Source organism: Roseateles sp. P1_C6, assembly GCF_056406315.1.
Window position 1 is genome coordinate 174,102 of sequence record NZ_JBFUAK010000014.1, and the last position, 20,636, is coordinate 194,737.

A 20,636-nucleotide genomic window follows, 5' to 3' on the forward strand; every position below is an offset into this window, starting at 1 on the left:
ATGCGGGCCACCATCCGAGTCCCAGCACCTAAAGAGTTGCGCCGCCACGGAGCGGCACAAGCCACAGCAACTTATCCAGCCTAGGGCGCTTTGCGCCTTCGTCTTCGGAGCTGACAACATGTACCGTCGCGTTGGCGAAGCCAAGCTGGAAGGAACTTCAAAGCAGGGCGAACTGTCCGCCACGCCAAGACGTTTGGTGCAGGTGTTTGGTCAGCCAACCGATGAAGCTTGGGATTCGGAGAGCTTGGGAGCTTTCTACTTCCTTGGCCCGGACAACAAGGAATTCGCTGTCTACCACCGCGCCTATGACACCCGGCGCACGCAGAAAATGATGACGTCCTTCTGGTCTGAGACGTCAACCGCACCGTTCAGTATCGGAGCGCTCGACACATCAGGCGTTGTGGAGTTCAAGGTTTGGCTGCAGTTGCAGTTGGAATAGCAAACCAATGCAGGCGGACCGCGGAACGCCGTTGAGGCAACGACCCACGGGCACACTACCCCTTCAACCGATTCCCCGCCCACCGATCCTGCGCATTGAGCAAATGCGTGCGCATCGCCGCTTGCGCTGCCAGCGGGTCGTGGGCTTCCAGCGCATGCAGGATGCGCTCGTGCTCGCGCAGCGCGTCCTCCCAGTTCTGGTGGGTATCGGCCAGTGCGCTGAGCTGCAGCGAGATCGGGCTGTAGCGGCCGTTGAAGAGCTCACCGACCATCCGCTCCAGCACCGAGTTGCCCACCAGCGCCGCGATGGCGCGATGGAACCGCCGGTCGGCGTCCAGCGCCGATCTGCCGGCAGCGATGGCAACACGCATCTCATCGACCGCTTCTCGCACGGCTGCCAGCCCCGCCGGCGTGGCACGCGCACAGGCCTGCGGCATCAGCCCGCCCTCCAGCACCACACGGGCCTGCATCAGCTCCAGCGGGCTCTCGCCCAGGCCTGCGGTCGCCTCAGGATCGGGGTCGCCTGTGCCGCGCACATAGATGCCGGCGCCCATGCGCACCTCCACGCAACCGGCGATCTCCAGCGCGATCAGTGCCTCGCGCACCGACGGCCGCGACACACCCAGCTGTTGCGCCAGCTCGCGCTCCGGCGGCAGCCGGCTGCCGATGCTGAAGGCGCCCTGGCGGATCAGCTCCCGCAGTTGGTCGGCGATCTGGTGATAGAGGCGGCGGCTGTCGGCCGGTTTGAGCTGTTCGAGCATGGCGCGATTTTGACCGCATTGGCCTTACCAATCCACAGAAATCAACCCGACCGGGTTTATACGGTAAGGCCAATTTGGCTTTGAACCCTAGACTGGCTGGGTGACAACGCCGACATCCCCCCCGACCGCCAGCCTCGCCGGCAAGACCGTCCTCATCACCGCAGCCGCCCAGGGCATCGGTCGGGCCAGTGCGCTGGCCTGCCTCGCGGCGGGTGCCGAGGTCATCGCCACCGACATCCAGACCGAAGGCCTGGAAACGCTGCTGGCCGAGGCTGGTCCCGGAGCCCGCCTGCGTACCGAGCGGCTGGACGTTTGCGACACGGCCGCCGTCAACGCACTGGCCGCCGAGTTGCCGCCGCTGCACGGCCTGTTCAACTGCGCCGGCTTCGTGCACCACGGCAGCGTGCTGGACTGCGACGAGGCCGCGTGGGACTTCAGCATGGACTTGAACGTGAAGAGCATGCTGCGCACGCTGCGCGCCTTCCTGCCCGGCATGCTGGCTGAAGGCCAGCGCACGGGTGCGGGGGCTGCGGTGCTGAACATGGCGTCGATGGCGTCGTCGATCAAGGGCTTCCCGAATCGCTTTGCCTACTGCACGACCAAGGCGGCCGTCATCGGCCTGAGCAAATCGGTCGCGGCGGACTTCGTCAAGCAAGGGTTGCGCTGCAATGCGCTGTGCCCGGGCACCGTGGACACGCCGTCGCTGCGCGGCCGCATCGCCGCATCTGCCGACCCGGTGCAGGCCGAGAAGGACTTCATCGCCCGCCAGCCCATGGGACGGCTGGCGACGGTGGATGACATCGCGCCACTGGTGGTCTTCCTGCTCAGCGACGCGTCGCGCTTCATCACCGGCCAGGCCGTGTCCGTCGACGGCGGCGTCACCATCTGACCGTGCGCGTCGATTCGCATCAGCACTTCTGGCGGCTGAGCCGGGGCGATTACGACTGGCTGGACGTCGGCAACCCCGCGCTGGCCCCGCTGGCGCGCGACTTCGAGCCCGTCGACCTGGCGCCGCTGCGCGCGGCCCATGGCGTCACGCAGACCATCCTCGTGCAGGCCGCCGACACCGAGGCCGAAACCGGGCACCTGCTGGCGCTGGCCGACGCGCATGAAGAGATCGCCGGCGTCGTCGGCTGGATCGACCTGGCCGCCCCCGCCAGGCTGCCGGTGCTGCAGCGCTGGGCCGCACACCCGAAGTTCAAAGGCGTGCGGCCGATGCTGCAGGACTTGCCGGCCCCGGACTGGCTGGACCACGGTCCGCATCCCGACATGGTCGGCGCGCTCATCGACCTGGGCCTGCGCTTCGACGCCCTCGTCAAGACCGAGCACCTGCCCGCCCTCGCCCGATTCGCCACGCGCTGGCCAGGCCTGCCCATCGTCATCGACCATGCCGCCAAGCCGGGCATCGGCACGGCCTGGCACGCCGGCCTCACGGCGCTGGCGCGCCACCCGCAGGTCTGCTGCAAGTTCTCCGGCCTGCTGACCGAGTTCGCGCCCGGCACGGACGCGACGGAGCAGATGGCGCCCATCTGGCAGGCACTGCTCGACCTGTTCGGCGCCGACCGTCTGATGTGGGGCAGCGACTGGCCGGTGCTGAATCTCGCGGCCGACTACGGCCGCTGGGTCGAGTTGGCGGGCGCATGCGTCGCCACGCTGCCCGCCCCGGGCCAGGCCGCCGTCTGGCGCGGCACGGCGGCGCGCTTCTACGGGTTGGCGGCATGAGCCTGCTCGAAGCCCGCGGACTGTCGAAGGCATTTGGCGGCGTGACCGTGCTGGAGGGCATCGACTTCGACCTGCAGCCCGGCGAGGTGCATGCGCTGATGGGCGAGAACGGCGCGGGCAAGTCCACGCTGATGAAGATCCTGGCTGGCGTGCACAGGGCCGACGCGGGCGAGGTGCTGCTTGACGGGCGGCCGGTGCGCCCCAGCAACCCGCGCGACGCGCAGGACATGGGCATCGCGCTGATCCACCAGGAGCTGCAGCTGATGCCCGATCTCAGCGCCGCCGCCAATGTCTTCATCGGCCGCGAACCGCGCCGCGCGGGCGGGCTGATGCTGGACCACGCCCGCCAACTGGCCGACACGCGCGCCGTTTTCGAGCGCCTGGGCCTGCAGATGGACCCGCGCTCGGCCGTCGGCAACCTGAGCGTCGCCCAGCAGCAGATGGTCGAGATCGCCAAGGCGCTGTCGCTGAACGCCCGCGTCCTCATCATGGACGAGCCCACCGCGGCGCTGAACCCGGCCGAGGTGGAAGAGCTGTTCCGCGTCGTGCGCCAGCTGCGCGCCGACGGCGTGGGCATCGTCTACATCTCACACAAGATGGACGAGTTGTCGCGCATCGCCGACCGCGTCACCGTGCTGCGCGACGGCCGACACATCGCGACGCTGGGCATGCCTGGCGCGGACATGGACGAGCTGATCCACCTGATGGTGGGCCGCGAGCTGCGGCAGGCGTCACACGCCGCACCCGACCTGAGCACCGCACCCATCGTGCTGCAAGCGCGACACCTGAGCCGCGGCCGCGCCGTGCGCGACGCGTCGTTCACGCTGCACCGCGGCGAGATCCTGGGCCTGGCCGGCCTGATGGGCGCCGGCCGCACGGAACTGGCACGCCTCGTCTTCGGTGCCGACCGCCACGACAGCGGCGACGTGCTGGTGCAAGGCAAGCCCGCCGACATCCGCAGCCCGGCCGACGCGGTGCGGCTGGGCATCGCCTACCTGTCCGAGGACCGCAAGGGCCTGGGCCTGGCGACGGGGCTGGACGTGGAAGCCAACCTGCTGCTGCCCAGCCTCGCCCGCTTCGCCGGCGCGCTGGGCCAGATCGACCGCCGTGCCGGCCAGGCCGCAGCGCAGGACTTCGTGCAACGCCTGGGCATCAAGACGCCGTCGCTGGGCCAGACCGTGGCGCGGCTGTCCGGCGGCAACCAGCAGAAGATCGCGCTGGCCAAATGGCTGCTGCGCGACTGCGACATCCTCATCGTCGACGAGCCCACGCGCGGCATCGACGTGGGCGCCAAGGCCGAGATCCACCGCCTGCTGCGCGAGCTGGCCGCCGCCGGCAAGAGCCTCATCGTCATCTCCTCCGAGCTGCCCGAGCTGCTGGGCCTGGCCCACCGCATCCTCGTCATGTGCGAGGGCCGCATCAGCGGTGAACTGCCCGCCGCCAGAGCCACCCAGGAAGCGCTGATGGCGCTCGCCACGACAAGACAAGCCGCATGAACCGCGCCCTGCCCCTCGTTTCCTTCGCCTCCCCCGCCGCGTTGCAACGCCTGCTCGCCTTCGCCGGTCTCGTCGCGCTGATGGTGGTCTTCAGCATCGCCTCCAGCAACTTCCTGCAGACCGACAACCTCGTCAGCATCCTGCAGGCCACGGCCGTCAACGGCGTGCTGGCCATCGCCTGCACGCTGGTCATCGTCAGCGGCGGCATCGACCTGTCGGTGGGTTGCCTGATGACCTTCTGCGCCGTCGTCACCGGCGTCGTGCTGACGAACTGGGGCCTGCCGCTGCCCTTGGGCATCCTCGCGGCCATCGCCTGCGGCGCGGCCTGCGGCGGACTGTCCGGCTGGCTGGTCGCGCAGCTGCGCGTGCCGCCCTTCATCGCCACGCTGGGCATGATGATGCTGCTCAAGGGCCTGGCCCTCGTCATCTCGGGCAGCAAGCCGATCTACTTCCTGGACACGCCGGGTTTCGAATCCATCGCGCAGGACTCGCTGCTGGCCGTCATGCTGCCCGCGCTGCCCATTCCCAATTCCGTGCTGATCCTTTTCGCGGTCGCACTGGGCGCCAGCTGGCTGCTCGGCCAGACGCTGTTCGGTCGCTATGCCTTCGCCCTGGGCAGCAACGAGGAAGCCGCGCGGCTGTCGGGCCTGCAGGTCAAGCGCTGGAAGGTCGCCGTCTACGCGGTGGGCGGCGCCATCTGCGGCATCGCCGGTTTGCTGATCGCCTCGCGGCTGAACTCGGCCCAACCCGCGCTCGGCCAGGGCTACGAGCTGGACGCCATCGCCGCCGTCGTCATCGGCGGCACGTCGCTGGCCGGCGGGCGTGGCTCGGTGCTGGGCACGCTGATCGGCGCCTTCATCATGAGCGTACTGGCCAACGGCCTGCGCATCCTCAACGTGCCGCAGGAATGGCAGACGGCGGTGACGGGCGTGATCATCGTCCTCGCGGTCTACGTCGACATCCTGCGCCGCGGCAAAGACTGACGGAGACAAACCCATGAAACGCCGCCTTCTCTTCCTTGCCACGCTGCTGGCCGCCACCGCGCAGGCGCAGACGCCAACCATCTACATCCCGCTGATCTCCAAGGGCTTCCAGCACCAGTTCTGGCAGGCCGTGAAGGCCGGTGCCGAGCAGGCGGCCAAGGACTACAACGTGCGCGTCACGTTCGAAGGCCCCGAGAGCGAGGCCATGGTCGACAAGCAGATCGACATGCTCGCTGCGGCGCTGGCCAAGAAGCCGCAGGCCATCGGCATTGCCGCGCTGGACAGCAAGGCCGCCATCCCGCTGCTGCGCAAGGCGCAGGCGGCCAAGGTCCCCGTCATCGCCTTCGACTCGGGCGTGGACAGCGACATCCCGCTCACCACCGCGTCGACCGACAACCGCGCCGCCGCCGCGCTGGCCGCCGACAAGCTCGCCGCGCTGATCGGCGACGAGGGCGACGTGGCCGTCGTGGGGCACGACCAGACCAGCCGCACCGGTGTCGAGCGCGTCGAAGGCTTCGTGAACCGGCTCAAGGCCGCCCACCCCAAGGTGCGCGTCGTCACCGTGCAGTACGGCGGCGGCGACCACCTGAAGTCCACCGAGGTTGCCAAGTCCATCCTGCAGGGCAACCCCAAGTTGCGCGCGCTGTTCGGCACCAACGAGGGCTCGGCCATCGGCATCGTCAACGCGGTGCGCGAGACGCGCCGCAGCGGCGTCACGGTCGTCGGCTTCGACTCCGGCAAGCAGCAGAAGGACGCCATCGCCAGCGGGGCCCTGGCCGGCGCCATCACGCAGAACCCCGTGGGCATCGGCTATCGCACCGTCGAGGCGGCCGTGAAGGCGCTCAAGGGCGAGACCCTGCCCAAGACCCTCGATACCGGCTACTACTGGTACGACAAGACCAACCTGCGCGATCCCAAGATCGCCGCCGTTCTTTACGACTGAGAACCCGCCATGAAACTTCTTCGCTACGGCCCTACGGGCCAGGAACGCCCCGGCCTGCTCGACGCTGACGGCCGCGTGCGCGACCTCTCCGCCCTTGTCGACGACATCGCCGGGGACGTGATCACGCCCGCCGGCCTTGAGCGCCTGCGCGGCATCGACACCAGCACGCTGCCGCTGGTCGAAGGCACGCCCCAGCAAGACCTGCGCGTCGGCCCCTGCGTCGGCCGCGTCGGCAAGTTCATCTGCATCGGCCTGAACTACGCCGACCACGCCGCCGAGTCCGGCCTGCCCGTGCCCACCGAGCCGGTCGTGTTCGCCAAGTGGACCAGCGCCATCACCGGCCCGGACGACGACGTGCAGATCCCGCGCGGCTCCGTCAAGACGGACTGGGAGGTGGAGCTGGGCGTCGTCATCGGCCAGGGCGGGCGCTACATCGAGGAAGCCGACGCGCTGAAGCACGTGGCGGGCTACTGCGTTGTCAACGATGTGTCCGAGCGCGAATGGCAGCTGGAGCGCGGCACGCAGTGGGACAAGGGCAAGGGCTGTGACACCTTCGGCCCCATCGGCCCCTGGCTGGTCACGGCCGACGAGGTGGCCGACCCGCAGGAGCTGAACCTGTGGCTGGAGATCGACGGCCGCCGCTTCCAGAACGGCAACACGCGCACCATGGTGTTCAACGTCGCGCAGATCGTCAGCTACCTCAGCAAGTTCATGAGCCTGCAGCCCGGCGACGTCATTTCCACCGGCACGCCGCCCGGCGTGGGCCTGGGCCAGAAGCCGCCCATCTACCTGAAGCCCGGCCAGACGATGCGCCTGGGCATCGAGGGCCTGGGCGTGCAGACGCAGAAGACGGTCGCCGCCTGACCATGGCCCGCATCACCAGCCTGCGCACGGTGGATGTGCGCTTCCCCACGTCCCAGCACCTCGACGGCTCGGATGCGATGAACCCCGACCCGGACTACTCCGCCGCCTACGTCATCCTGGCCACCGACCAACCCGGCCTGGAAGGCCACGGCCTGACCTTCACCATCGGCCGCGGCAACGACATCTGCTGCGCCGCCATCGAGGCCATGCGGCATCTCGTCGTCGGCCTGGAACTGGACTGGATCGCCGCCGACATGGGCCGCTTCTGGCGCCACGTGACGTCGGACAGCCAGTTGCGCTGGATAGGCCCGGACAAGGGCGCCATCCACCTCGCCACCGGCGCCGTCGTCAATGCGGTGTGGGACCTGTGGGCCAAAGCCGAAGGCAAGCCGGTATGGCAGCTGGTGGCCGACATGAGCCCGGCCGAGCTGGTGCGCTGCATCGACTTCCGCTACATCACCGACTGCATCACGCCTGATGAAGCACTGGACCTGCTGACCCGCGCCGCCGAGGGCAAGGCCGACCGCGTGGCAACGCTGCAGCGCGAGGGCTACCCCTGCTACACGACCTCGGCCGGCTGGCTGGGCTACCCGGACGACAAGCTGCGCCGCCTGTGCCAGCAGGCCGTGGACGCCGGCTTCAACCACGTCAAGCTCAAGGTCGGGCGCGACCGCGAGGACGACATCCGCCGACTGCGCATCGCCCGCGAGGTGCTGGGGCCGGACCGCAAGCTGATGATCGACGCCAACCAGGTCTGGGACGTGCCCGTCGCCATCGACTGGCTGAAGGACCTGGCCTTTGCCAAGCCCTGGTTCATCGAGGAGCCGACCAGCCCCGACGATGTGGAAGGCCATCGCGCCATCCGTGAGGCCATCGCGCCCATGCAGGTCGCCACCGGTGAGATGTGCCAGAACCGCATCCTGTTCAAGCAGTTCATGATGCGCGGCGCCATCGACGTGGTGCAGATCGACAGCTGCCGGCTCGGCGGCGTCAACGAGATCCTGGCCGTCATGCTGATGGCCGCCAAGCTCGGCCTGCCCGTGTGCCCGCACGCCGGCGGCGTGGGGCTGTGCGAGTATGTGCAGCACCTGTCCATGATCGACTACCTCTGCATCGCCGGCACCCGCGACGGCCGCGTCATCGAGTACGTGGACCATCTGCACGAGCACTTCGTCGACCCCTGCGTCGTGCGAGGCGCCGCCTATCTGCCACCGGATGCGCCGGGCTTCTCGATCACTATGAAGCCGGCGTCGCTGGCGCAATACCGGTTCAGGGGCTGAAGCGATGGACCTCGGGCTGCAAGGCAAGGTGGTCATCGTCACCGGCGGCGGTGCCGGCATCGGCGCGGCCATCTGCGCGGCGTTGGCGCGTGAAGGCGCGCTGCCCGTCAGTCTCGGTCGCGGCTCAAGCGCCGAGCACGTGACCCGCCACTTTGAGCTGGAGCTGGCCGACGAAGCCGCCGTCCGCGCGGCCGTGGAGGCCACGCTGGCCCAGTTCGGCGCACTGCACGGCCTCGTCAACAACGCCGGCGTCAATGACAGCGTCGGCCTGGACGCCGGCCCGGACGCCTTTCGTGCCTCGCTGGAACGCAACCTCGTGCACGCCTACCTGCTGGCTCACTTGTGCGTGCCGCATCTGCGCACCACGCGCGGCAGCATCGTCAACATCTCCTCCAAGACGGCCGTCACCGGCCAGGGCGGCACCAGCGGCTACACGGCAGCCAAAGGCGCGCTCCTGTCCCTGACCCGCGAATGGGCGGCGGCCCTGCGCCACGACGGCATCCGCGTCAACGCCGTCGTGCCGGCGGAAGTCATGACGCCGCTGTACCAGCAGTGGCTGGACGGGTTCCCCGACCCCGAAGCGCAGCTCGCCGGCATTGCCCGGCGCATTCCGCTGGGGCAACGGCTGACGACGGCCGAGGAGATCGCCGACACGGTGGCCTTCCTGCTGTCGGACCGGGCGACCCACACGACGGGCCAGTGGCTGTTCGTCGACGGGGGCTACACCCACCTGGATCGCGCCTTAGGTTGACGCCTCATCGGGCATGGGCATGAACTCGCGCACATCCTGCGCGCAGCGGCAACTCGCCGCGATCTTGGCGGCCCAGCGGTGCGCGTCCTCCCGCGTGGGCACGTCGACGATGCTGAAACCACCGATGAAGTCCTGGCAGGCCGGGTTGGGTCCCTGCGTGACGGTGCCGTCGGTCGCCACAATGCTGGTCAGCGCAGGCGCCAGCAGCCCGCCGCCGAAGACGAAGACGCCGGCCGCCATGGCCTCCCGCACGACGGCCATCGCGGCCCGTGAGACCTCCGGCAGGTCCTCATCCGGGATGACCATCGTGCCGTCGTTGAACGAGATCAGGTATTGAGTCACTTCATGGCTCCTTGTTTCGGCCAGCCGCCGTTGGCGGGTCCGCCCACACGACGAACGAACGCCGCGGGATTCGACAGGCTGCCTGAAAAATCATCTGCCGCGCAAGGGCTGCCCAATCGCGTTAGCGTGAGGGGCCACTCGGAAAATCACGATGACCGCCAACGACTCGCCCGCTTCTTCCATCGTCGCCGTCCAGCCGCTCGGCATGCCCTGGGAAACCGTCGACCCCTTCCTGTTCTGCGTCCACCACGATGACGCCTACCCGCCCGGCAACGGCCGCTACGGGCCGGACGCCGCGCTGCTGCCGGGTCGCCAGATCGGGGCAGACTTTTCGCGCAAGGATGGCTGGAGCATGTATCACGGCCAGCAGGTACCCGGGTTCCCGGCCCACCCGCACCGGGGCTTCGAGACGGTGACCATCGTCCGCCAGGGCCGCATCGACCACTCGGACTCGCTGGGCGCCGGCGCACGTTTCGGCGGCGGTGACGTGCAGTGGCTGACGGCCGGCAAGGGCATCGTTCACGCGGAGATGTTCCCGCTGCTGCGCACCGACCAGCCCAACCCGCTGGAGCTGTTCCAGATCTGGCTCAACCTGCCGGCCGACGGCAAGATGGTCGACCCGAACTTCACGATGTTCTGGTCGCAGGACATCCCGCGGCACAGCTTCGTCGATGACGCCGGCCGCGCCACCGAGGTGGTCGTCATTGCGGGCGAGCTTGGCAGCGCGGCCAGGCCGCTGGCGCCACCACCGGACTCCTGGGCCTCGCGCGCGCATGCCGACCTGGCCATCTGGACGCTGCGCATGGCGCCCGGCGCGCAATGGGTGCTGCCGGCGGCTGCGGGTGACGGGACGCGCCGCAAGCTGTACTTCTTCGCCGGCGCGCAGATCAGCGTCGACGGCCGGGCCGTGCCCGTCGGCTCTGCCATCGAGGTGCGGGCCGGCGCCGCCGTCGAGCTGGTCAATGGCGACGAACCTGCCGAGCTGTTGATGCTGCAAGGCCGCCCCATCGGCGAGCCGGTGGCTCAGTACGGGCCCTTCGTCATGAGCACGGAGCAGGAGCTGCGCCAGGCCTTCGAGGACTACCGGCGCACCGAGTTTGGCGGCTGGCCCTGGCCCGACGCCGCGCCGGTCCACGGCGACGAGGCGGGCCGCTTCGCCCGGCATGCCGATGGCCGGACGGAACGACACCCGTCGCAGGCCTAGGCGGTCACCGCACCTGGTCGCGGCGGCTGGGCACCGCGTTTGCCAGGTCCGTGTGAACCGCCGACAAGGAGACCACGATGAGCCTTTTTCAACCCTATTCCAGCGACGAACCCGCCCGCGCCGACATCGATGCGATGGCCGGCGCCACGGTGCTGGAGTTCGGCACCGACTGGTGCGGCATCTGCCAAGCCGCTCAGCGCTCCATCGCCGATGCGCTGGCCGCGCATGCCGGCCGCGCATCGCTGCGCCACCTCAAGTTCGAGGACGGCCGCGGGCGGCCGCTCGGCCGCTCATTCGGCATCAAGCTGTGGCCCACGCTCGTGATGCTGCAGGACGGCCGCGAGGTCGCGCGCGTGGTGCGGCCGGGCAGTGCGCGCGAGATCGCGGACGCACTGGCCCGGCTGGGCAACGCGCCGGCCACGCCAGCCGCTTGAGGCCGCAAGCGCCCTCGCCATTCGCGCGCCTGACGCGCCACTGAACCCAGCCGATCCGAAAGGTCTGGCCGCGCGCCTCTGCTGCGACGCCGCCAAGCCCACGTATTCTTGCGCCCATGGCCCTATATGCCCTGCGCAGCCGCTGGCAAGCCTGGTGGCAGGCCCGCCAGCCGCCGGCCGACACGCACCAGACCACCCAGCGCAACGTCTACATCGTGCCCACGCTCGCGGGCCTGGCCTTTTGCGGCACGCTGGGCGTGCTGCTGCTCGCGTCCATCAACGAACAGCTGAGCCTGGGCTACGCGCTGACTTTCGCGCTGACCGGCGCGGGCCTGGCATCCATGCACACGACGCACGCCAACCTGCGCGGCCTGCAGATGGACCTGAAGGCGCCCGAAGGCGTGCACGCCGGCGACGAGTACGCGCTGGAGCTGCGCTTGCACAACAGCGGCAACGCGCGCTTTGGCATCGCCGTCAGCGCCCAGCTTGAGACCGGCCTGACCGAGCCAGCCTGGGTCGACGTGCCGGCGCTGGGCCACGCCGTGCTCAAGCTGCGCCTGCCGGCCGCGAAGCGCGGCCTGCGCGAGCTGCCCCGCCTGACCGTGACGACGCGCTTCCCGCTGGGCTTCTTCCGCGCCTGGAGCTACTGGCGGCCGGCCAGCCGGGTCTGGGTCTACCCACGGGCCGAAGAGGTGCTGGCGCCCTTCCCTGCGCAGGCCGAGGCCGGCGCCGGCGAAGCCGCGCCGACGCGCAAGCCGCAGGGCGGCAGCAACTTCTCCGGCGTGCGCAGCTACCGCCGGGGTGACTCGATGAAGCAGATCCTGTGGCGCAAGTCGGCGCTGGCACTGGACCAGGGCCTGCCGCTGTGGGTGCGCGAAACCGAGGCGCCGCTGTCGCGGGACCTGTGGCTGGACTGGCGCGACACGCAGGGCCGCGACGTCGAGGCCCGCCTGTCGCGCCTGACCGCCTGGGTGCTGGCCGCCGAACGCGTTGGCCAGCCCTACGGCTTGCGCCTGAGCGGCCGTGAGATCGAGCCTTCTCTGGGCGCCGCGCACCGCCAGGCCTGCCTGCAACAGCTGGCGGAGTTCGCGTCGTGAACGGTCTGAAGGCCTGGTGGGAGCGCCTGCCGCGGGACACGCGCGACAGCTTCTTCCTGCTGGGCGTCATCGCCGCCGTCATGCTGCCGCATGCCGACCACCTGCCCTGGTGGAGCACGGCGCTGACCACGCTGGTGCTCGGCTGGCGCGGGCTGCTGGCGGCACGCCAGCGGCCGCTGCCCAGCCGCTGGTGGCTGCTGGCCATCGCGGCGCTGTACGCCGGCCTGACCTGGCTGACCTACCGCACGCTGGTGGGCCGGGAGGCCGGCATCACGCTGCTGGTCATGCTGATGGCGCTGAAAACCATGGAGCTGCGCGCCCGGCGCGACGCCTTCGTCATCTTCTTCCTCGGCTTCTTCCTGGTGCTGACGCAGTTCCTGTACTCGCAGTCGCTGCTGACGGCGCTGGGCTCGCTGTTCGCGCTGTGGGGGCTGCTGGCGGCCGTCGTGCTGGCGCAGATGCCCACCGGCGTGCCCAGCATCGCCATCGCGGCGCGGCGCGCGGCCGGCACCACGGCGCTGGGCCTGCCCGTCATGGTGCTGCTGTTCGTGCTGTTCCCGCGCATCGCGCCGCTGTGGGGCGTGCCGACCGAGGCCATCGGCCGCACGGGGCTGTCCAACCAGCTGGAGTTCGGCGCGATGAACGAGATCGCCAACGACGACAGCATCGCGATGCGGCTGAAGTTCGTCGACGCGCCGCCGCCGCCCGACCAGCGCTACTTCCGCGGCCCGGTGCTGACGCGCTTCGACGGCAAGACCTGGCGCGCACCCGACACCCGCCCCAGCCAGAGCTGGCTGCGCGGCCGCGACGAGCTGGCCAGCAGCGGCCCGGCGCTGCGTTACGAGATGACGCTGGAGCCGCTGCGCATCCCCGTGCTGCCGCTGCTGGAGATGAGCCCCGGCGCGGTCGGCAGCGAGCTGCCCCTGCCCGACCTGACGCTGATCCGCGGCGGCGAGCTGCAATGGCTGTCGCCGCGCCCCATCACCGAGCGGCTGCGGCTGGACACCAGCGCGCAACTGAACTGGCAGGCGGGCCTGAAGCGCAACCGCTTCCAGCAGGCCGTCGACATGGAGCTGCCGGCCGGCAGCAACCCGCGCAGCCTCGCCTGGGCCAAGGCGCTGGCCGAGCAGCCGCGCTTCGCCAACCTCGCTGCCGGCCCCCGCACCGAGGCGCTGGCCGCCGCGCTGCTGGACCATGTGCGCGCCAACGACTTCCTCTACACGCTGTCGCCCGGCCGCTACGGCGAGGCGTCGCCGCACGTCATCGACGAGTTCTGGCTGGACCGGCGCCTGGGCTTTTGCGAGCATTTCGCGTCCGCCTTCGTCGTGTTGATGCGGGCCATGGGCGTGCCGGCGCGCATCGTCACCGGCTTCCAGGGCTGGGACGCGGAGCCGCAGGACGGCTACCTCATCGTGCGCAACGCCAACGCCCACGCCTGGGCCGAGTTCTGGGTCGACGGCAAGGGCTGGGTACGCAGCGACCCGACGGCCGCCGTGGCCCCCAACCGTGTCATCCAGGGCCTGGCGCTGCGCCCGCAGCCGGGCGTCATCGGCCAGATCAACCCGACGCTGTGGCGCGCGCTGCGCGGCGGCTGGGAGACCGTCAACAACCGCTGGCAGCAACTGGTGCTGAACTACTCGCGCCAGAACCAGTTCGACCTGCTGAAGAAGATGGGCTTCGAGCGCCCCGACTGGACCGGCCTGGGCCAGGCGCTGGCCGCCGTCATCCTGGTGCTGGCCACGGCCTCGGCCGCCTGGATACGCTGGAGCAGCCGGCCGCACGACGCCTGGAGCCGCCAGCGCGCGCGCATCCTGGCACTGCTGGCCCACGCCGGCGTCACCGCACCCGTGCACGAAAGCCCGGCCGCCTGGGCACGCGCGCTGCGCCAGCAGCTGGGTCAGAAAGCCGAGCCGGCCGCGCAATGGCTGGAGAAGCTGGAGCGCTCGCGCTACGCAGCCGATGCCCCGGCGCCGGACTGGGGCGAGTTCCGCACGGCGGCCCGTATGCTGCGCGCGTGAAGTCGCGATTCCCACTCCTGCTGGCCGGCCTGTCGCTGGCGCTCTGCACCCCGTTCGCCGCCCAGGCCAAACCCCGCCACGCCAAGCCCGCGGCGGTGGCGCCACCCCAGCCTCTGGGCTCCCGCCCCGCCCTCGTCGCCTTTGCCGACGACCTCGCCGCCACCCAGGGCTGGGACGCCACCGCGCTGCGCGAGCAGCTCAGCGAGGCGCTGGATCTGCCGCGCGTGCGCCAGCTCATCCTGCCCGCCGCCGTCGGCACGGCCAAGAACTGGGCGGCCTACCGCGACCGCTTCATCGAGCCCAAGCGGCTGGACGCCGGCGTGGCCTTCTGGGCCGAGCATGACGCGGCGCTGGCGCGCGCCGAGAGCCAATACGGCGTGCCGGCGGAGATCGTCATCGGCATCCTCGGCGTGGAGACCTTCTATGGCCGCATCACCGGTGGCTTCAAGGTGCTGGACGCGCTGGCCACGCTGGCCTTCGACTTCCCCACCGAGCACCCGCGCGCCGCCGACCGCCAGGCGTTCTTTCGCGGCGAGCTGGCCGAGTTCCTGAAGCTGTGCCGCGAGAACGGCCTGGACGCGGCCGACGTGCGCGGCAGCTATGCCGGCGCCCTGGGTTGGCCGCAGTTCATGCCCGGCAGCTGGCGCCAGCACGCGGTGGACTTCGACGGCAATGGCCGGGTCGACCTGATCACCAGCCCGGTGGACGCCATCGGCAGCGTGGCCCACTACCTGGCCGAGTACGGCTGGAAACCCGGCGAAGCCACGCACTACAGCGTCAGGCTGCCGGCCGACAAGGGCGAACGCGCACGGCTGCTGGCGCCGGACATCAAGCCCAGCTTCACCGCGGCCGAGCTGCTGGCGGCCGGCGCCCTGCCCTCGGAGGCGGCACGCGACCATGCCGGACCGATGGCCGTCATCGAGCTGCAGAACGGCCCCAAGAAGCCCACCACCGTGCTGTTAGGCACGCAGAACTTCTGGGTCGTCACGCGCTACAACTGGTCGGCCTATTACGCGCTGGCCGTCATCGAGCTGGGTCAGGCCGTGAAGGCGCGCCGGCTGCAGCAACGATGAGCACCTTGCGGCCGCGCAAGCGGCCGACGCAGCCGCGCGCCGTCGAGACGGTGGCCTGCATCCTCGAGGCCGCGGCGCAGATCCTCGAAGCCCAGGGCTTCGAGGCCTTCAACACCAATGCGGTGGCCGAGCGGGCAGGTGTCAGCATCGGCTCGGTCTACCAGTACTTCCCGGGCAAGGACGCGCTGCTGATCGCGTTGATGCAGCGCGAGAAGGAGCGCTTTCACGATGACGCGAACGCCGCGCTGGCCGAGCCCACGGGTCGCGCGGCGCTGCAGCACCTGATCGCCGCCGCCGTGCGCCAGCAACTCGGGCGCGCCGAACTGGCCCGCCTTCTGGACCTGGAGGAAGAGAAACCCGCCACCCGTCAGGTGCTGGAGGGCAAGAGCGGCTTCGTCGAGCTGATCCGGCGCATCCTGGACAGACCCGATCTGCCGCCTCAGCCGGCGATCGCGGCCGACGACCTCGGGCAGCTCATCCGCGCGCTGACCGACACGGCCGGCCTGCGCGGCGACAGCGACGCCGCGGCGCTGCAAACGCGCATTGCCGCGGCCGTGTTTGGCTACCTCGGCGCCGCGCAAATGTGAGCAAGCGCGCCGGGCGGAGGGCGCCACCCGAGAGGCCGCCCATGCGAGTAGCCCAGATGCGCTCCAAAATCGACGATGACGGCTCTACAAATCCTCTGGGGCCCCCATGACCACAACATTCGCACCGATGAAGCTCAACCACCTGAGCTTCCCTTCCGTCGACCCCGCTCAGACCTCGGCCTTCTTCGCGAAATACTTGGGCTTTCGCATCGCCTCCAACGGCCCGTTCTGGAATCTGAAGCGGCCGGGCTTCGACGTCGTCATCGAGAACTCGCGCAAGCAGGCGCCCGACTGGCCGCAAACCTTTCACGTCGGCTTCGAGCTGCCCACGCTCGCCGACGTCCAAGCGCTTTACGAAGCGATGGCCGCCGACGGCGTGGTCATGGAGAGCGAGGTGATCAGCCACGAACGCGGCTCGCGCTTCTTCTGCCGGGCACCGGGCGGCGTGATGTTCGAGCTGAACACGCGCGCCGATGCGTCGGCGGCCTATCGCGACACGTTTGATTGAGGCAGTGCCTCGGCGGGCCGTGCGCCGGGTCGCTCCCAAGCCGGCCCGCGTTGGGCGATGGTCCCTCGGGGGACCGGTCAAGGTGCGCCTTGGGCGAGGGGCTTCAGTAGGGGGCGGGCATGAGCACGCCGGCCTCCACAGAGATGAAGTACGGCGACACGGTCGGCCAGGTCGCGAGGTTGTATTGCCCGCCGGCCACGCGCTTCTCGACCTGCAGGCTGCGGAAGGTCAGCGGCTTCTTGGCCTGCACCGTCGTCGGCGCGATCGTCGGCCTCAGGAAATAGGCCCGGCCGGTGCGGCCGCCCTGGCCGTCGTCATTGCCCATGACGGTGCCGATGTCGCCGTCGACGACGACGGCCGTCTGTTCGTCCACGCCGATGCCGCGCAGCGAGGCCCAGCCGGCCCAGCCATCGGCCGACAGGCGGGCCAGGAATGTGACGAGGCGGCCCATGCGGTCGCGAGCGACCAGGTGGGCGTCCGTGATGACGCTGCTCATCAGCGGCAGCGCGTTCAGGAAGCTGCGGTCCAGCGTCACGTTGCGACCGTAGGGGTTGGCCATGGCCTCGGCGGACGAGATGGACTGGTTGGCGCCCGAATAGTCGAACTGGCCCAGCACGGCCAGGCCGGCGCTGGTGCCGCCGAACGGCACGCGGCGGGCGACGGCATCCTTCATCGCCGCCTCCAGCGGCGTGCCGGCCCATTGGGCGATGTAGGTGGACTGGTCGCCGCCGGCGAGGAACAGCACGTCGGCGCGGGCCACCAGGTCCAGCACCTCCGGCGCGCTGGCGCCGGCGCGCGTCTTCAGCACGATGGACTCGACCGAGTCGACGCCGTCCATGGCCATCAGGTAGGCGTTGTAGCCGTCGGCGCCCGAGGTGCGCAGGATGACGACATCGACCTTGGCCGCCGTGCCACCTCGGGCCTTGGCGATCATGGCGCGGAAGGCGTCGTCGACGTCGATGCCGCCGCCCATCAGCACCAGCATGTTGCTGGCCGGCTGCGGCGGCAGCGCGTCGGCGGCGCTGCCACTGCGGTAGAGCTCGTAGTCCTTGCTGGCGGCCGTGGCCTTGGCGCCGCTGCCGGCGCTGCCGCCCCCGGCGTGGGCAGCCAGGCTGGCGCACAGCAGGCCCAGCAGGACCGCACGGCGGCCCCAGGATGTCGGGCGGGTGTCAAGGCTCTTCATGGGATCTCCTGCGGCAGCATGGCTGCGGGCCAGTGTGGCAGGCCGGGCCTCAGAACACCAGTTCGATGTCGGCGGGCGCCGATTCGTCCGCTGGCGGGCCGGGCGGCTCCGCAGGGAGCGGGCTGCGGTCCTGCCAGTAGCGCGGTCGGCGGTCGCGCTCGCAGGCGCCGCGCGCGGGCGACGGGTCGCTCTGCCAGCGCCAGGCCCCGCAGGCCGGGCTGGCGACGACGGCGATGCCCGCGGCCTGATAGCGCGCCAGCACGGGCGGCGCGGGATGGCCGAAGCGGCTGCGGTAGCCCGCCTGCACCACGGCCGTCGTGGGCCGCACGGCGGCGAGCAGTTCGGCGCTCGACGAAGTCTTGCTGCCGTGGTGCGGCACCAGCAGCACATCGGCACGCAGGTCGGGCTCGCGCTGCGCGAGGCGGCGCTCCTGTTCCGCCTCCAGGTCGCCGGCCAGCAGCGCCCGCCGGCCCGAGGCGGACGTGATGCGCAGCACGCAGGACAAGTCGTTGGACTTGAGCCCGGCGTCGTAGTGCGCGGGCTGCGGGTGCAGCACGTCGAAGCGCACACCGTCCCAGACCCAGCCCTGGCCGGCTTCGCAGCGCTGCGCCGTCGGCCCGGCGCGCAGCAGCGTGTGGCCGGGCTCCAGCGAGCTGCGCAGCTCGCCCACCTGCAGCGCCAGCATGAGCGTCGCCGCGCCGCCCACATGGTCGCTGTCGCGGTGGCTCAGCATCAGCACGTCCAGCCGCTGCACGCCCAGCGATCGCAGCAGCGGCAGCAGCACGCGCTCGCCGGCGTCCGCGCCCGGCGCATAGACCGGGCCGGTGTCGAACAGCAGCGCATGGCCCCGGGTGCGGACCAGCACGGCATTGCCCTGGCCGATGTCGGGCGCCAGCAGCTCGAACTCGCCCTGAGTCGGACGCGGCACGGCCGGCCACAGCAGCGGCAGCGTCATCGCCAGGCCCGCCAAGCGCAGCCGCCACGGCAGGCGCATGACGATGAGGGCGGCGCCCAGCAGCGCAAGCCCCTGCGACCACAGCGGCGCGGCCGGCAGCCACCAGACGGCGCCGGGCAGCGCCGTCAGCAGCTTCAGCCAGGCCATCAGGCCGTGCATCAGCCAGGCGGCGACAGCCCACAGCGGCGGCATCGCACCGCCCAGCAGCGCCAGCGGCGTGATGACGAAGCTGATCAGCGGGATGGCCAGCAGGTTGGCCAGCAGGCCCACGACGGACAGCTGCGCAAAGCAGATCAGGCTCAGCGGCGCCAGGCCCACGGTAGCGACGGCCTGGGTGCGGAACGCGGCCTTGAGCCGGGCCCAGGCGCCTTGCGACGGCTCGCCACCGGCTGCCATCAGCAGGCCCACCGCACCGAAGGACAGCCAGAAGCCGGGCTGCATCAAGGCCCAGGGGTCCACCGCGGTGACCACGACGGCCGCGCCCAGCAGCACCAGGGGCCATGGCCAGCGCAGGCCCAGCGTCTGCAGGCCCGCCACCGCCGCCAGCATGACGACGGTGCGTTGGGCCGGCACGCCCCAGCCCGAGAACAGCGCATAGGCCAGCGCCGCCAGCACGCCCACCCAGCGCGCGGCCGTCGGCGCAGGCAGGCGCAGGCACAGCCAGCGGCTGCGGCGCCACAGCGGCGCGACCAGCGCCGCGGCCAGCCAGGCGAACAGCGTCACGTGCAGGCCCGAGACGCTCAACAGATGCGCGACCGCCGTGTCCCGGAACAGCGCCCAGTCGGCATGAGTGGTTTGAAAGAAAACTCTCTTGAGCTCTCAGAAACTGTCTTGAGCTAGGCAGGTGTCTTGAGCTGGCGGCCCCCTGAGCAGCCCCTTCTGCGATGAGACCCCGAAAGAGTCTTGAGCTATGCCCTCGAAACCCGCGTCAACGCTAGCGGCCGCCACGCGATGTCGGCAAGTCCTAACGAGCCTCAAACAGGGTCGAGGGGGCATGAATTCTGAGTTTCCCTCCGCATACCGACATCCCGAGTGGGCCGCTAGTTTCTCTGCCGATGCCCAGAGATGAAAGCTGACTCGCCCAGCTCCGTCTAGCGACCAGGAATGACAAAGGCGCCCGAATCGGGCGCCTCTGAAGAAATCGCGATGGGCGAATGCTGAGGAGTCAGACCTCCTCGAGCGGGAAGCGCCCATCGGCGGCACGGGCCAAGCCCTCCACAGTCGACAAGTCATCTAGCCACTGCACAAAGTCGTCGCGGCCTGGAATCTCCAGAGAAGAAATCCTTCCCGTCTCGACCCATGCCGCAATCGTGGTGCGCATCTCATAGAACCTGTCCAGCAGCAGTGGCGCTGCAGCCAGCAGACGCGCCGTGTTCATGTCCGGAACGTCACGAGCAATGAAGCGGCCTGACTCGTCGACGACGTCAAAGCAACGGGCGTCGGTCGATGAGACTCGAACGAAAAGCTCTAGAGGGATGCGATTGCCGTCAACGTAGTTCGGCTGGGGGGAAGGTAGGCATTTCTACGTGCACTAGAGTGGGAGAAGCTACGTGTAGGGCCTAGTCCTTAGCCTTGTGTACGGTCTCGCACGCAACCCTCTTAGGCCCATTCGCAGCTTCGGTAGCTCCGACAAACGGTGACCTCCCCTCGGCTGCAGCCTGAAGCTGCTCGTCGCTCCATTGGCGGTACGGTCGGTAGTTCGGACCGGAGGACCCGCAGGCTCCTTGAATTCCTACGATGAAGGCTTCCTGAACCGCCCCGGGTTTCGAGGAGGCTCCAACTCAAGAGAATGGAGCTATGAGGAAGTCCACGAAGTTTTCGCCTGAGGTCCGTGAGCGCGCCGTGCGCATGGTGCTGGAGCACCGCGCTGAGCACCCGTCGCAGTGGGCCGCCATCGAGTCCATCGCCGGCAAGATCGGCTGCGTACCGCAGACGCTGCACACCTGGGTTCGCCAGCACGAGGTCGACGCCGGCCAGCTCGAAGGCGCCTCGACCGC

At 70.0% G+C, this 20,636-nt stretch carries 21 protein-coding genes and 1 pseudogene; 17 read left to right on the forward strand and 5 right to left on the reverse strand.

The annotated features are described in order from the left end of the window. Positions 1-118: 118 nt before the first annotated feature. Complete coding sequence (locus AC1D29_RS27340) at positions 119-439, forward strand: hypothetical protein (RefSeq protein WP_477903502.1); 321 nt, start codon at positions 119-121, stop codon at positions 437-439. 55 nt (positions 440-494) lie between these two features. On the opposite strand, the gene AC1D29_RS27345 is transcribed toward AC1D29_RS27340, so the two are convergent. Continuing rightward, positions 495-1,199 carry a FadR/GntR family transcriptional regulator gene (locus tag AC1D29_RS27345; RefSeq protein WP_477903504.1) on the reverse strand — a complete coding sequence of 235 codons (705 nt, stop codon included), beginning with the start codon at positions 1,197-1,199 and terminating at the stop codon, positions 495-497. Between the two features lie 100 nt (positions 1,200-1,299). On the opposite strand from AC1D29_RS27345, the gene AC1D29_RS27350 reads away from it, so the two are divergent. From AC1D29_RS27350 to AC1D29_RS27385, 8 genes are read left to right on the forward strand one after another with little or no spacing between them, the layout of a single operon-like run. Further along, complete coding sequence (locus AC1D29_RS27350; RefSeq protein WP_477903506.1) at positions 1,300-2,088, forward strand: SDR family oxidoreductase; 789 nt, start codon at positions 1,300-1,302, stop codon at positions 2,086-2,088. 2 nt (positions 2,089-2,090) lie between these two features. Further along, the gene (locus tag AC1D29_RS27355; RefSeq protein WP_477903508.1) at positions 2,091-2,921 is read left to right on the forward strand and encodes an amidohydrolase family protein; all 831 of its coding nucleotides are present in this window, start codon (positions 2,091-2,093) and stop codon (positions 2,919-2,921) included. Then, on the forward strand, positions 2,918-4,417 hold the full coding sequence (locus AC1D29_RS27360; RefSeq protein ID WP_477903510.1) for a sugar ABC transporter ATP-binding protein: 1,500 nt from the start codon (positions 2,918-2,920) through the stop codon (positions 4,415-4,417). Before AC1D29_RS27355 ends, AC1D29_RS27360 begins: the two co-directional genes overlap by 4 nt. Next, the gene (locus AC1D29_RS27365) at positions 4,414-5,400 is read left to right on the forward strand and encodes an ABC transporter permease (protein WP_477903512.1); all 987 of its coding nucleotides are present in this window, start codon (positions 4,414-4,416) and stop codon (positions 5,398-5,400) included. Before AC1D29_RS27360 ends, AC1D29_RS27365 begins: the two co-directional genes overlap by 4 nt. 13 nt (positions 5,401-5,413) lie before the next feature. Next, the gene (locus AC1D29_RS27370; protein ID WP_477903514.1) at positions 5,414-6,343 is read left to right on the forward strand and encodes a substrate-binding domain-containing protein; all 930 of its coding nucleotides are present in this window, start codon (positions 5,414-5,416) and stop codon (positions 6,341-6,343) included. Positions 6,344-6,352: 9 nt separating this feature from the next. After that, complete coding sequence (locus tag AC1D29_RS27375; RefSeq protein WP_477903516.1) at positions 6,353-7,207, forward strand: ureidoglycolate lyase; 855 nt, start codon at positions 6,353-6,355, stop codon at positions 7,205-7,207. Positions 7,208-7,209: 2 nt separating this feature from the next. After that, positions 7,210-8,487 (forward strand): L-fuconate dehydratase, encoded by a 1,278-nt coding sequence (locus AC1D29_RS27380; protein WP_477903518.1) that lies wholly within the window; start codon positions 7,210-7,212, stop codon positions 8,485-8,487. A gap of 4 nt (positions 8,488-8,491) precedes the next feature. Next, entirely contained in the window at positions 8,492-9,238 is a 747-nt protein-coding gene (locus tag AC1D29_RS27385; RefSeq protein WP_477903520.1) for an L-fucose dehydrogenase, read from the forward strand. Here AC1D29_RS27385 and AC1D29_RS27390 read toward each other — a convergent pair. Further along, positions 9,230-9,580, reverse strand: coding sequence for a YciI family protein (locus tag AC1D29_RS27390; protein ID WP_477903522.1), 351 nt, complete (start codon positions 9,578-9,580; stop codon positions 9,230-9,232). The genes AC1D29_RS27385 and AC1D29_RS27390 overlap by 9 nt on opposite strands. 151 nt (positions 9,581-9,731) lie before the next feature. On the opposite strand from AC1D29_RS27390, the gene AC1D29_RS27395 reads away from it, so the two are divergent. The 7 genes from AC1D29_RS27395 (at position 9,732) to AC1D29_RS27425 (ending at position 16,501) form a co-directional block, all read left to right on the forward strand. Continuing rightward, positions 9,732-10,784 (forward strand): pirin family protein, encoded by a 1,053-nt coding sequence (locus tag AC1D29_RS27395; protein WP_477903524.1) that lies wholly within the window; start codon positions 9,732-9,734, stop codon positions 10,782-10,784. 77 nt (positions 10,785-10,861) lie between these two features. Then, positions 10,862-11,218, forward strand: coding sequence for a thioredoxin family protein (locus AC1D29_RS27400; protein ID WP_477903526.1), 357 nt, complete (start codon positions 10,862-10,864; stop codon positions 11,216-11,218). A gap of 116 nt (positions 11,219-11,334) precedes the next feature. Further along, entirely contained in the window at positions 11,335-12,315 is a 981-nt protein-coding gene (locus AC1D29_RS27405; protein ID WP_477903528.1) for a DUF58 domain-containing protein, read from the forward strand. Then, positions 12,312-14,333 (forward strand): transglutaminase TgpA family protein, encoded by a 2,022-nt coding sequence (locus tag AC1D29_RS27410; protein ID WP_477903530.1) that lies wholly within the window; start codon positions 12,312-12,314, stop codon positions 14,331-14,333. The genes AC1D29_RS27405 and AC1D29_RS27410 overlap by 4 nt, the downstream gene beginning before the upstream one ends. Continuing rightward, a complete protein-coding gene (gene mltB, locus AC1D29_RS27415) occupies positions 14,330-15,406 on the forward strand; it encodes a lytic murein transglycosylase B (protein WP_477903532.1) in 1,077 nt (358 codons plus the stop codon). Before AC1D29_RS27410 ends, mltB begins: the two co-directional genes overlap by 4 nt. Continuing rightward, on the forward strand, positions 15,403-15,993 hold the full coding sequence (locus AC1D29_RS27420) for a TetR/AcrR family transcriptional regulator (protein ID WP_477903534.1): 591 nt from the start codon (positions 15,403-15,405) through the stop codon (positions 15,991-15,993). The genes mltB and AC1D29_RS27420 overlap by 4 nt, the downstream gene beginning before the upstream one ends. Before the next feature lie 127 nt (positions 15,994-16,120). Next, the gene (locus AC1D29_RS27425) at positions 16,121-16,501 is read left to right on the forward strand and encodes a VOC family protein (protein ID WP_477903536.1); all 381 of its coding nucleotides are present in this window, start codon (positions 16,121-16,123) and stop codon (positions 16,499-16,501) included. A 103-nt stretch (positions 16,502-16,604) separates the two neighbouring features. On the opposite strand, the gene AC1D29_RS27430 is transcribed toward AC1D29_RS27425, so the two are convergent. The 3 genes and pseudogenes from AC1D29_RS27430 to AC1D29_RS27440 all read right to left on the reverse strand — a co-directional run bounded on the left by AC1D29_RS27430 (position 16,605) and on the right by AC1D29_RS27440 (position 20,017). Further along, entirely contained in the window at positions 16,605-17,684 is a 1,080-nt protein-coding gene (locus AC1D29_RS27430) for a cyanophycinase (protein WP_477903538.1), read from the reverse strand. A gap of 49 nt (positions 17,685-17,733) precedes the next feature. Then, positions 17,734-19,419 (reverse strand): annotated as a pseudogene (locus AC1D29_RS27435) (DNA internalization-related competence protein ComEC/Rec2); the annotation flags it as partial. Positions 19,420-19,804: 385 nt separating this feature from the next. Beyond that, positions 19,805-20,017, reverse strand: coding sequence for a hypothetical protein (locus tag AC1D29_RS27440; RefSeq protein ID WP_477903540.1), 213 nt, complete (start codon positions 20,015-20,017; stop codon positions 19,805-19,807). 419 nt (positions 20,018-20,436) lie between these two features. Between AC1D29_RS27440 and AC1D29_RS27445 the strand changes: the two genes are divergently transcribed. After that, the coding region (locus AC1D29_RS27445; RefSeq protein WP_477903542.1) for a transposase at positions 20,437-20,636 on the forward strand (200 nt) is incomplete at its 3' end.

What these genes read in the sequence shown, in the direction of transcription:
- AC1D29_RS27340 (WP_477903502.1), top strand. Translation starts at nt 119, where the DNA reads ATGTACCGTCGCGTTGGCGAAGCCAAGCTGGAAGGAACTTCAAAGCAG.
- AC1D29_RS27345 (WP_477903504.1), bottom strand. Translation starts at nt 1,199, where the DNA reads ATGCTCGAACAGCTCAAACCGGCCGACAGCCGCCGCCTCTATCACCAG.
- AC1D29_RS27360 (WP_477903510.1), top strand. Translation starts at nt 2,918, where the DNA reads ATGAGCCTGCTCGAAGCCCGCGGACTGTCGAAGGCATTTGGCGGCGTG.
- AC1D29_RS27365 (WP_477903512.1), top strand. Translation starts at nt 4,414, where the DNA reads ATGAACCGCGCCCTGCCCCTCGTTTCCTTCGCCTCCCCCGCCGCGTTG.
- AC1D29_RS27370 (WP_477903514.1), top strand. Translation starts at nt 5,414, where the DNA reads ATGAAACGCCGCCTTCTCTTCCTTGCCACGCTGCTGGCCGCCACCGCG.
- AC1D29_RS27375 (WP_477903516.1), top strand. Translation starts at nt 6,353, where the DNA reads ATGAAACTTCTTCGCTACGGCCCTACGGGCCAGGAACGCCCCGGCCTG.
- AC1D29_RS27380 (WP_477903518.1), top strand. Translation starts at nt 7,210, where the DNA reads ATGGCCCGCATCACCAGCCTGCGCACGGTGGATGTGCGCTTCCCCACG.
- AC1D29_RS27385 (WP_477903520.1), top strand. Translation starts at nt 8,492, where the DNA reads ATGGACCTCGGGCTGCAAGGCAAGGTGGTCATCGTCACCGGCGGCGGT.
- AC1D29_RS27395 (WP_477903524.1), top strand. Translation starts at nt 9,732, where the DNA reads ATGACCGCCAACGACTCGCCCGCTTCTTCCATCGTCGCCGTCCAGCCG.
- AC1D29_RS27400 (WP_477903526.1), top strand. Translation starts at nt 10,862, where the DNA reads ATGAGCCTTTTTCAACCCTATTCCAGCGACGAACCCGCCCGCGCCGAC.
- AC1D29_RS27405 (WP_477903528.1), top strand. Translation starts at nt 11,335, where the DNA reads ATGGCCCTATATGCCCTGCGCAGCCGCTGGCAAGCCTGGTGGCAGGCC.
- AC1D29_RS27420 (WP_477903534.1), top strand. Translation starts at nt 15,403, where the DNA reads ATGAGCACCTTGCGGCCGCGCAAGCGGCCGACGCAGCCGCGCGCCGTC.
- AC1D29_RS27425 (WP_477903536.1), top strand. Translation starts at nt 16,121, where the DNA reads ATGAAGCTCAACCACCTGAGCTTCCCTTCCGTCGACCCCGCTCAGACC.
- AC1D29_RS27430 (WP_477903538.1), bottom strand. Translation starts at nt 17,684, where the DNA reads ATGAAGAGCCTTGACACCCGCCCGACATCCTGGGGCCGCCGTGCGGTC.
- AC1D29_RS27440 (WP_477903540.1), bottom strand. Translation starts at nt 20,017, where the DNA reads ATGAACACGGCGCGTCTGCTGGCTGCAGCGCCACTGCTGCTGGACAGG.